General features: G+C 39.0%; 5 protein-coding genes. All 5 read left to right on the top strand.

Features of this window, described 5'->3' with window-relative positions; genetic code table 11:
- Positions 1-90: 90 nt before the first annotated feature.
- Positions 91-2,784 carry a glycoside hydrolase family 10 protein gene (locus VB654_RS06665; protein WP_323212830.1) on the top strand — a complete coding sequence of 898 codons (2,694 nt, stop codon included), beginning with the start codon at positions 91-93 and terminating at the stop codon, positions 2,782-2,784.
- A 202-nt stretch (positions 2,785-2,986) separates the two neighbouring features.
- On the top strand, positions 2,987-6,925 hold the full coding sequence (locus VB654_RS06670) for a PAS domain S-box protein (RefSeq protein ID WP_323212831.1): 3,939 nt from the start codon (positions 2,987-2,989) through the stop codon (positions 6,923-6,925).
- Positions 6,918-8,135, top strand: a complete 1,218-nt coding sequence (locus tag VB654_RS06675) for an EAL domain-containing response regulator (RefSeq protein WP_323212832.1) — start codon at positions 6,918-6,920, stop codon at positions 8,133-8,135. The genes VB654_RS06670 and VB654_RS06675 overlap by 8 nt, the downstream gene beginning before the upstream one ends.
- Positions 8,136-8,157: 22 nt before the next feature.
- Positions 8,158-9,303, top strand: a complete 1,146-nt coding sequence (locus VB654_RS06680; protein ID WP_323212833.1) for a response regulator — start codon at positions 8,158-8,160, stop codon at positions 9,301-9,303.
- Between the two features lie 167 nt (positions 9,304-9,470).
- The gene (locus tag VB654_RS06685; RefSeq protein WP_323212834.1) at positions 9,471-9,884 is read left to right on the top strand and encodes a phosphomannose isomerase type II C-terminal cupin domain; all 414 of its coding nucleotides are present in this window, start codon (positions 9,471-9,473) and stop codon (positions 9,882-9,884) included.
- Positions 9,885-10,060: the final 176 nt, after the last annotated feature.

Genomic DNA, 10,060 nt, shown 5'->3' on the forward strand with positions numbered 1-10,060 from the left:
AAATATCAGTTGTTTTTCGGAGGTCATCTATGGATAGATGGAATAATAAATAAAGGGAGGGATTTGTAAATATAAATTCAGGGGTGCATAATGAAGAATCAAAATAAATGCCATCAAAAAATCAACCAAGTTGGATTCTTCATTGTCACTTTTAAACTGTTAATTTTTAATGGACTTGGGATGCTACCAGCAACAGCGACCACTGGGGAACCTGTATTAAGTGTGGTATACAGCCAAGAAAATCAGCAACAATGGGCAGAAATTACCCAGCGCTTGCAAGCAATAAATGTGAAATATTGCGTTATTCCTATAGCTAATGTCAGGAGTGCCGCAGATTGGGGCGATCGCCGGGTATTATTTTTGCCTAATGTGGAAAGATTAACATCCGTGCAAGCGATCGCTCTCCAGGAATGGATGAGCAAGGGTGGAAATCTCATTGCTAGTGGACCTGTAGGGAGTTCGTCAGATCCCGGAGTCCGTCAGTTAATGCGATCGCTCTTGGGCAGTTATTGGGGTTTCAGTCTTCATCAGGCGCAACAGATACAACCCTCGAAAACTCAGAATCATCAATGGGCAAACCAAAGCAAACTTTTTGGTCAAGTACATGGCGGTGTTTTAATTCCTAATCATGTCACCAGTCAAGCTGCTGCTGTGTGGAATTCCCTAGATAATTCTGCCGCAGTCGTGACAACCGAGCGTTCCACTTTTTTAGGTTGGCGCTGGGGAACAAATACAGCCTCAGCCGCAGATTTAGATAGTACCTGGTTAACAGCTGCCCTGACTCGCCATAGGTCAAGGTCATCGCAACACCAAGCTAAAATAGCCGGAGGTTCCCCACATTGCTCAAAATCAGTAGTCGCAGCTCCCTTATCTCCCCAATCCCCAGTCAGAGCGAGTTTACAGTCATTCAATCTGAATGAGAATATTACTAAACCCACCCGTGTTAACCCATCCCCCGACCAACTCGATCAACTACAACAAGCAATACCCTGGAATATCTCACCCAACTCTGATGCACCTATTAGTATTAATGAAGCGATCGCACTGCAAGCAGAACTCAAAAATTTGATTGGTCGGGTAGAAAGCGCCCATCTAGCGGCATCAGCTTATGCTAATAATGTCGGTGAAGTAATCACTCATCACTCATCTCGCAAGGGACAAGTAGCATCCAGCAGAACTAGCGCCGGAGTTATGGATAAACAACCATCCATATCACAGGCAAGAGCATTTATCAATAAATTACCTCAATTAATTACCCAAAAAAAATACGCCTTAGCTCGCCGACAATGGCTAGAAACCAAAGCAAATTTATGGAAACAGTTTCCTATTAATAGCAGACTAGCTCCCGCCGAAATTCGGGCGGTATGGTTAGACAGAGGAACTATTGTGCAGGCTGGTAGCGAAAAAGAACTAGCCAAAATTTTTGATCGTTTAGCCAAATCGGGAATTAATACCGTATTTTTGGAAACTGTCAACGCTGGTTATACTATTTATCCCAGCCAAGTTGCACCCAAAGCCAATCCATTAATTCGCGGTTGGGACCCCTTAGCAGCTGGGGTGAAATTAGCCCACGCACGGGGAATGGAGTTACACGCTTGGGTTTGGGTATTTGCGGCTGGGAACCAGATACACAATCAGCTGATTAATCTTCATCCTGATTATCCTGGCCCGGTGTTAGCGACTAATCCTGATTGGGCAAACTATGATCGTCAGGGTAGGAATATTCCGGTTGGACAAACCAAGCCATTTTACGACCCAGCTAATCCCGAATTACGCCAGTATTTATTCAAACTATATGAAGAAATTGTCACCCGCTATCAAGTGGATGGTTTACAACTAGACTACATTCGCTATCCTTTTCAAGATCCTCATGCTGGGCGAACTTATGGCTATGGTAAAGCCGCAAGAGCGCAATTTCAGCAACTACATGATGTAGATCCAGTCAATATTTCTCCTAATCAACGGGACTTGTGGCAAAAGTGGACGGCATTTCGGACTGAACAAGTTGATAGTTTTGTTACCCAAGTAACGCAGCGCTTACGAAAACAGCGTCCAAATTTGATTTTTTCGGTGGCTGTATTTCCATTACCAGAAATAGAACGCATTCAAAAACTGCAACAAAATTGGGAAGTTTGGGCAAGGCGAGGAGATATAGATTTAATTGTGCCAATGACATACTCTCAAGACACTCCTCGTTTTCAACGACTAGCCCAACCCTGGATAGCTTCGAGAAAATTAGGTTCTACTTTATTATTGCCAGGCATTCGCTTACTTTCTTTGCCCAATTTGGGAGCATTTGACCAACTGCAATTGATTAGAGATTTACCAGTTATTGGTTATGCACTATTTGCGGCTGAAAATTTTAATCATGAGTTAGAAGAAATTTTTACCAATACTCAAGGACAGGTTTCACTCAATCATAATCAACCTATACCCCATCGGCAACCTTTTAAAGCTGCTGCTATCCGTTACGCTGCGCTGCAAAAAGAATGGCAATTAGGTTTACAAAACGACAAATTACAAATGTCTGCTGCCACAGTTTCTGATTTAAATCAACAGGTAAAAGTCGTACAGGGAGCTTTAAATCAATTAGCAGTTTCTCCTTCTACTGGTAATTTAATCGTTGCTAGAGCAACATTAACTAGATTTCAGTCTCAATTTAGAATATGGATGCGCCAACAAGCTACGGATAATCTCTATCAAGTTCAAGCCTGGGAAAATCGTCTTGTAACTATAGAAAGGCTCCTACGTTATGGAGAACGGCGATCGCTAAAAATGCGATAAATCAAGAAGTGTAGAACTAAATTTCCATCCTCCACCCCAAATCCTAATATTTTGAGTATTGCTTCATATGAATTTTGCCGGATATTTATAATAATATTAATTTAAATGTTATTGTTGCTTCTGTACCAAAATATTAGAAAATTCTTACATAAATAATTTCTTGTAATCAACTATTTTCAGATGATAGCTATCATAATCTTATATGCAAGCTTTACTTCGGCTTTCTAGCCTACAGTGTTTACAATCAATTATTGATTTTAATCCCGTAACGGTAGCTCCAGAAAATTCAGTATTCGACGCAGTTTTACTAATGGCAAATCATGACGTTAGTATTTTGGTTGTGTCAGTCTCGCAAGTAGTGGGATGGTTGACACAGAAATATGTGGTACAGCTTTTAACTTCTGGGGTGGACATCAAAACAACCGCAATTTCTGAAGTTATGCAAGCGGTGACAATGAGTCTCAAACTTGCGGAATTTCAAAATATAACAAGTTTACTTTTATTGTTGCAGCAGCATGAATTGGATATTTTGCCAGTGATGGATGATGATAATCAACTCGTCGGGGCAGTAACTCCTGCAAGTATTTGTCAAGCTATAGCAGAACCAGAGAAAGCAACTCAAGGCGAATATTCACAAACTCCAGCCGAAAGATTGCATTTGCTAGAGTCTGCAATGCTAAATATCAACGACGCTATTTTGATTACCGCAGCTGATGCGTTAGATGAACCATTTGGCCCGCGAATAGTTTATGTGAATGCAGGGTTTACCAAGATGACTGGTTACACTGCGGCTGAAGTGATTGGTAAAACACCACGTATTGTCCAGGGTGAACTCACTTGTCGTCGGGAACTGAATAAAATTCGGACTGCACTCCAAGCCGGTTTGCCCATCAGAACGGAATTTATTAATTACCATAAAAATGGTTCTACATATTGGGTAGAAGTGAATCTATTTCCAATACTAGATCAACAAGGGAAAGTCACTCATTTTGTATCTGTACAGAGAAATATAGGCAGCTACAAACGCAACGAAGCCGCGCTGCGATGGAGTGAGGAGTTATTTAGGCAAGTAACAGAAAATATTCCTCAAGTTTTTTTTGTGTTAGACGCTCATAATCACAAATTATATTATGTCAGCCCAGCTTACGAACAAATTTGGGGAAGAAGTAGCGATCGCCTTTACGAAAACTTATCAGAAAATCTGCTTGATTCTATTCATCCATTAGACATTGATCGCTACATGGGTGTTTTAGATAATTTATTGTCAGGCAATAGTTTTACCGCAGAATTTCGGATTGTTCGATCTAGCGGTGAGGTGCATTGGATTTCTGCAAAAACCTTTCCGGTAAATAATGAAAAAGGAGAACTTTACCGTTTTGTTGGCATTGCGGAGGATATTACCGAACTTAAACAAGCACAAGCAGCCCTCACCCAAGTCAACCAAGAGCTAGAAATGCGCGTGTCAGAAAGAACTATCGCTTTAACTCAACTTAATCAGCAGTTAGTCTCTGAAATTACTGAACGCCATGAGAGCGAAGAACGCTTTCGCTTTTTGGCAGAATCCATCCCGCAACAAGTATGGATTGCTCAAGCTAACGGTGAGTTGGAGTATGTAAATCAACGGGTTGTGGACTACTTTGCTTGCAGTGCAGAACAAATTCTCGGCGTGGGTTGGCAGGAATGGATACATCCTGATGATTTGCCAAATACACTGTCTGGCTGGCAAGAATCGCTGAGGATGGGTACACCATACGAAATTGAATTTCGTTGCCTCCGAGGAAGTGATCAAATTTATCGTTGGCATTTAACCCGTGCTTTGCCTATGCGTGATCAACAAGGTAAAATCGTCAATTGGTTCGGTACAAATACGGATATTGACGACCGCGTATCCACAGAAATGACTCTGCGGGCAACACAACAACAGCTACAGGCAATTTTAGATAACTCTCCGGCGGTAATTTATCTCATTGATCCCAATGGTAAAACTCTCCTGGCTAACCGCAAGTATGAACGGCTATTAAACCTGACTCAAGACCAAATCGTTGGCAAAAGTGTACATGAACTTTGGCCTGATCATATTGCATACGAGTTGGCGAGAAACAACCATCAAGTAATTACAGATGGTGTAGCTATAGAAACTGAAGAAATCGTACCTCAAAAGGATGGTTTACATACCTATTTGTCCATCAAGTTTCCTTTAAAAGATGCCAATGGAGTGGTTTATGCTGTGGGTGGCATTTCTACAGATATTACACAACGCAAGTTAGCGTCAGAATCACTATTACGTTTTCGCAAAGCCTTAGAAAGTACCAGCGATGCCGTAGTTATTCGAGATATCACAGGTGCAACAATCTACGTCAACCCAGCATTTGTCGAACAGTATGAATATACTTTGGCAGAATTACAGGCGGCTGGAGGATGTACCGTAATTTTCGAGCATCCAGCAGATTATGAAAAAATTTACCCTACTGTTCAAGTTGATCAGTCTTGGCGTGGTGAAGTGACGTTTCGAGCCTGTAGTGGTCGCCTTGTGCAAGTTTACGTGCGTTCTGATGCCATTAAAGATGCTACAGGTAAAAATGTCGGTACGATCTGCATTCATACAGATATTACTCAACGTAAACGGACAGAAGAAGGTTTAAGATTACGTAACCGAGCGATCGCTGCTAGTAGTAATGGTATTATTATTGCTGATGCCAGTCTTCCCAACAGCCCGATTATCTATGTTAATCCTGCTTTTGAGCGCATGACTGGTTACTCCGCCGCAGAGGTAATTGGTAGAAACTTTTGTTCGTTTCAAAGTGCTGAGATTAATCAATCTGGGTTAGAAGCACTCTCTGCTGCCATGCAAACCGGAACAAACTGTACCGTAACTTTAAGCAACTACCGTAAAGATGGCAGCCTATTATGGAATGAGTTGAGTATTTCTCCAGTCTATGATTTTGCTGGCAAACTCACCCACTATATTACAATCCAAACAAATATAACTGAGCGGAAACAAGTAGAAACAGCTCTACTAGTGAGTCAACAACGGCTGCAATATTTACTCTCCTCTAGCCCTGCTGTTATCTATACAACTACGACTACTGGGGATTTAAGTAGTACCTTTATCAGTGAAAATGTCACTGCCATGACAGGATATGACGCAAGGCAAATTGTCGAAAATTCCAGCTTTTGGACTGCTCGTATCCACCCAGAAGATTTGCAATATGTCTTGGTTAAACTTTCTCAGGCATTAGATCAGGAGGATTACACTCTGGAATATCGCTTTTTACATCAAGATGGAACTTATCGTTGGCTATATGATAAGGGCAAGTTAGTGCGGGATGAAGCCGGAAATCCATTAGAATTCGTCGGTTACTTGGCAGATATTACAGAACACAAGCAATTAGAAGCAGAACTAAAAGTAGCACTAGAGACAGAAAAAGAACTTCACGAACTCAAATCCCGTTTTGTTTCCATGACTTCCCACGAATTCCGCACGCCCTTAAGTACGATTCTTTCTTCATCGGAATTGCTAGAACATTACCGCCACAAATGGACAGAAGAAAAACAACTGACTCACTTACATCGTATTCAAACTGCTGTTAAGCGCATGACCGAAATGTTAAATGATGTATTGGTTATTGGTAAAGTGGAGGCGGGAAAACTAGACTATAGACCAAAATGCTTTGATTTAGTTGAATACTGCCGTGATTTGTTAGCAGAGGTACAAGTTAATCAAAACAATATGTGCGTAATCTATTTTAATACTCAACATATATCTATGCCATGTTGTATGGATGAAAAATTATTAGGACATATTCTTAATAATTTACTTTCAAATGCAATTAAATATTCATCAGATGACAGCACAATTAAGTTTAGTCTTGCTTGTCAGGAGGAGCAAGCAATATTTAAAATTCAGGATCAAGGAATTGGCATTCCACAAGAAGATATCCCGCGCTTGTTTGAATCCTTTCATCGGGCCAGGAATGTTGGCAATATTTTAGGCACTGGATTAGGATTATCAATTGTGAAAAATTGTGTGGATTTACATCAGGGTAATATTTCAGTTACCAGCACTCTGGGAGTTGGTACGGTATTTACTGTGACATTGCCATTAAATAACTATTTCAACATTGAGGTAACAAATGACTAAAATTTTAGTGATTGAAGATGAAGAATCAGTTCGGGAGAATTTATTAGATTTACTAGAGTCGGAAAATTTTGAAACTATAACAGCGGCCAATGGCGCAATTGGCATCGATTTAGCTGTATCTGTCGTGCCTGACTTAATCTTGTGCGATATGATGATGCCGGAAATTGACGGCTATGGAGTACTAACAGCAGTGCGTCAAGAACCTTTAACAGCAACAATTCCGTTTATTTTTTTGACGGCTAAATCTGCTAAAGCTGATTTTCGTCAAGGTATGGATATGGGTGCAGATGATTATCTGACTAAGCCATTTACTCGTGCTGAACTTTTACGTGCCATCATGAATCGTTTAGAAAGACAAGCTACTTTAAGGAAATATTTAATTTCATCTCATCAAACTGCAATTAAAACACTTTCTCCAAAAATGCAGTTATTGGAAATGAACTTACATAGAGTTGTCCATCAGAAAAGATTTGAGGAATTTGAAATTTATTATCAACCCATTATTAATATGACTTCTGGAGAAATAATTGCTGCTGAAGGTTTATTGCGTTGGCGTAGTCCTGAATTGGGTTTTCTTTTTCCGTCAGAATTTATTCCAGTGGCAGAATCTACTGGTTTAATTATTTCTATTGGACAATGGGTATTACAAACTGTATGTAAACAAATTAAAGCTTGGCAAGATATTAGAGGTATCTCCTTGCGAATTGCTGTAAATGTATCGGTAATAGAATTTAATCATCCAGAGTTCATGAAAAAATTAATGGGATTTCTTCATGTTAATAACTTAGACCCAAAATATGTAGAACTAGAACTCACCGAAAGCATGATTATGCAAAATGCTAATATAGCGATCGCTACGATGAATGAATTACAACGTTTGGGGGTAAGAATCGCTATTGATGATTTTGGTACTGGCTATTCTTCTTTAATTTATCTCAAAAATTTACCAATTAATACCTTAAAAATTGACCGTTATTTTATTCACAATGTTGCCCACGATTCCCAAAAATCTGCCATTACGAGAGCATTAATAGAAATGGCTCATAACTTGAATTTGCAAGTTATTGCTGAAGGCATAGAAACAGAGGCAGAACTATCTTTTTTACGCCAAAATAACTGTGATGCTATACAAGGTTTTTTATTTAGTCGTCCATTACCACCATCTGAATTAGAAAATTTTTTATGGAATAATCGACGTTTATATGTATAAGTAAAATTACTCAAAAGTAAATATGAAAAAAATTCTAGTTATTGAGGACGATATAAACGTCCGCCAAAACATTTTAGATTTGTTATATGCTGAAGAATTGAACGCAATTGAAGCAGAAAATGGTCGCCTGGGTTTGCAATTAGCACAAACAGAAATACCTGATTTGATTATTTGTGATGTCATGATGCCAGAATTAGACGGTTATGGTGTGCTAGAGGCATTGCGCCAAAACCCAATAACCACAGTCATTCCCTTAATTTTTCTCACAGCTAAGTCTGACAAAATTGATTTTCGGCAAGGTATGGAGTTGGGCGCAGATGATTATTTGATTAAGCCTTTTACACGAGCAGAATTATTAGCGGCTATTTCTTGTAGGTTAGAAAAAAAAATTAAGATTGACCAGCAAACTCAAAAAAAACTAGACGATTTACGTAATAGTATTACTTTATCTCTGCCTCATGAAATGCGAACACCTCTTAATGGTATTTTGGGCTTTTCACAAATTCTGATGGAAGAAAGTGAGCTTCTTGATTCACAAGCAGTGCGCGAAATGGCAGAGTATATTTATCAATCAGGGGAACGTTTATTTCAATTAATTCAAAATTTTTTGCTGCACGCAGAACTAAAAATTATCGCTACAGACCCAGATCGAATTAAATTATTGCAAACACAAGTGACTATCTTCCCTACAGATACATTCACTAATTTGATTAATGAAACAGTTCAAAAAGCAGGTAGGGAAGCAGATTTATATACAAATTTTCAATCATGTAATCTTAGAATATCTGCAAAAAATCTTTATAAAATTATTGAAGAATTAATTGATAATGCCGTGAAGTTTTCCCCACCAGGAACACCGATTCAAGTTAAGAATGATTGTATTAATAATCATGTTATTTTATCGTTTATTGATCACGGTCGAGGTATGACAGCAGAACAAATCGCTGAGTTAGGAGCTTATAGACAATTTGAGCGTAAACTGCATGAGCAACAAGGTTCTGGATTAGGATTAATTATTGCTAAACAGTTAGCTGAACTGCACGGTGGTCAATTCCACATTCAAAGTCAGCCACAGGAGAAAACCATTGTGAAAGTTACCCTTCTGTGCGGTACACCAGAAATTTGTATCTATGATGACCAATACAATTTATTTCAAACAGAAAATTGAGCTTAGGGACTTCGGGACTTATAGCAAAGTGCTGAGTAGAAACCAAATAGGGGCGGCAGGAAACCTATTGGATTAATGCTTTGATGCAAATTCTTCACCCTAGCTTTATCTATTTTAAGCTAAATTACTGATTAATAGTGATAGTCATCTAGTTGAGAAATTTATTTATGTCTCAGAAGGAAAATAAGAGTCAGTCAAATATCAATGAATCCTCTGGCCATTCAGGTGAGAGATACTGGGGTAATGTCGATGTCATAGAAGAAGGGGAAAGCTATAGAATTAGCCGGGTTGAAATTAAGCCAAGACACGGCATTAAACCACAAATCCATTATCACCGTAATGAACATTGGGTTGTAGTTTCTGGTGTAGCTAAGGTAACTTGTGGAGAAGAAGAAAAATTACTGAATCGCAATGAATCAACATTTGTTCCCGCAGCTACTCTTCATAAAGTAGATAACCCAGGACAGATTCCACTAGTGATTTTAGAAATTCAAAATGGTGAATATTTGGGTGAAGATGACATCGAACGACCTTATGAACTGAATGTAGTCAAGCCTACGACTGAAAATAAACAAGTTTAAAAAATTCAAAACTCAAGATAGTTTCAGATGGGTTGATATTCCCATCTGAGACACAATTTTCTGTAACAGTGTAGGAACTAAAAAATCTATTGTAATTACGAACTACGAATTACGAATTACGAATTACGAATTACGAATTACGAATTACGAACTACGAACTACGAACTACGAATTAC

It is taken from the genome of Nodularia sp. UHCC 0506 (genome assembly GCF_034931045.1).
Lineage (GTDB): Bacteria > Cyanobacteriota > Cyanobacteriia > Cyanobacteriales > Nostocaceae > Nodularia.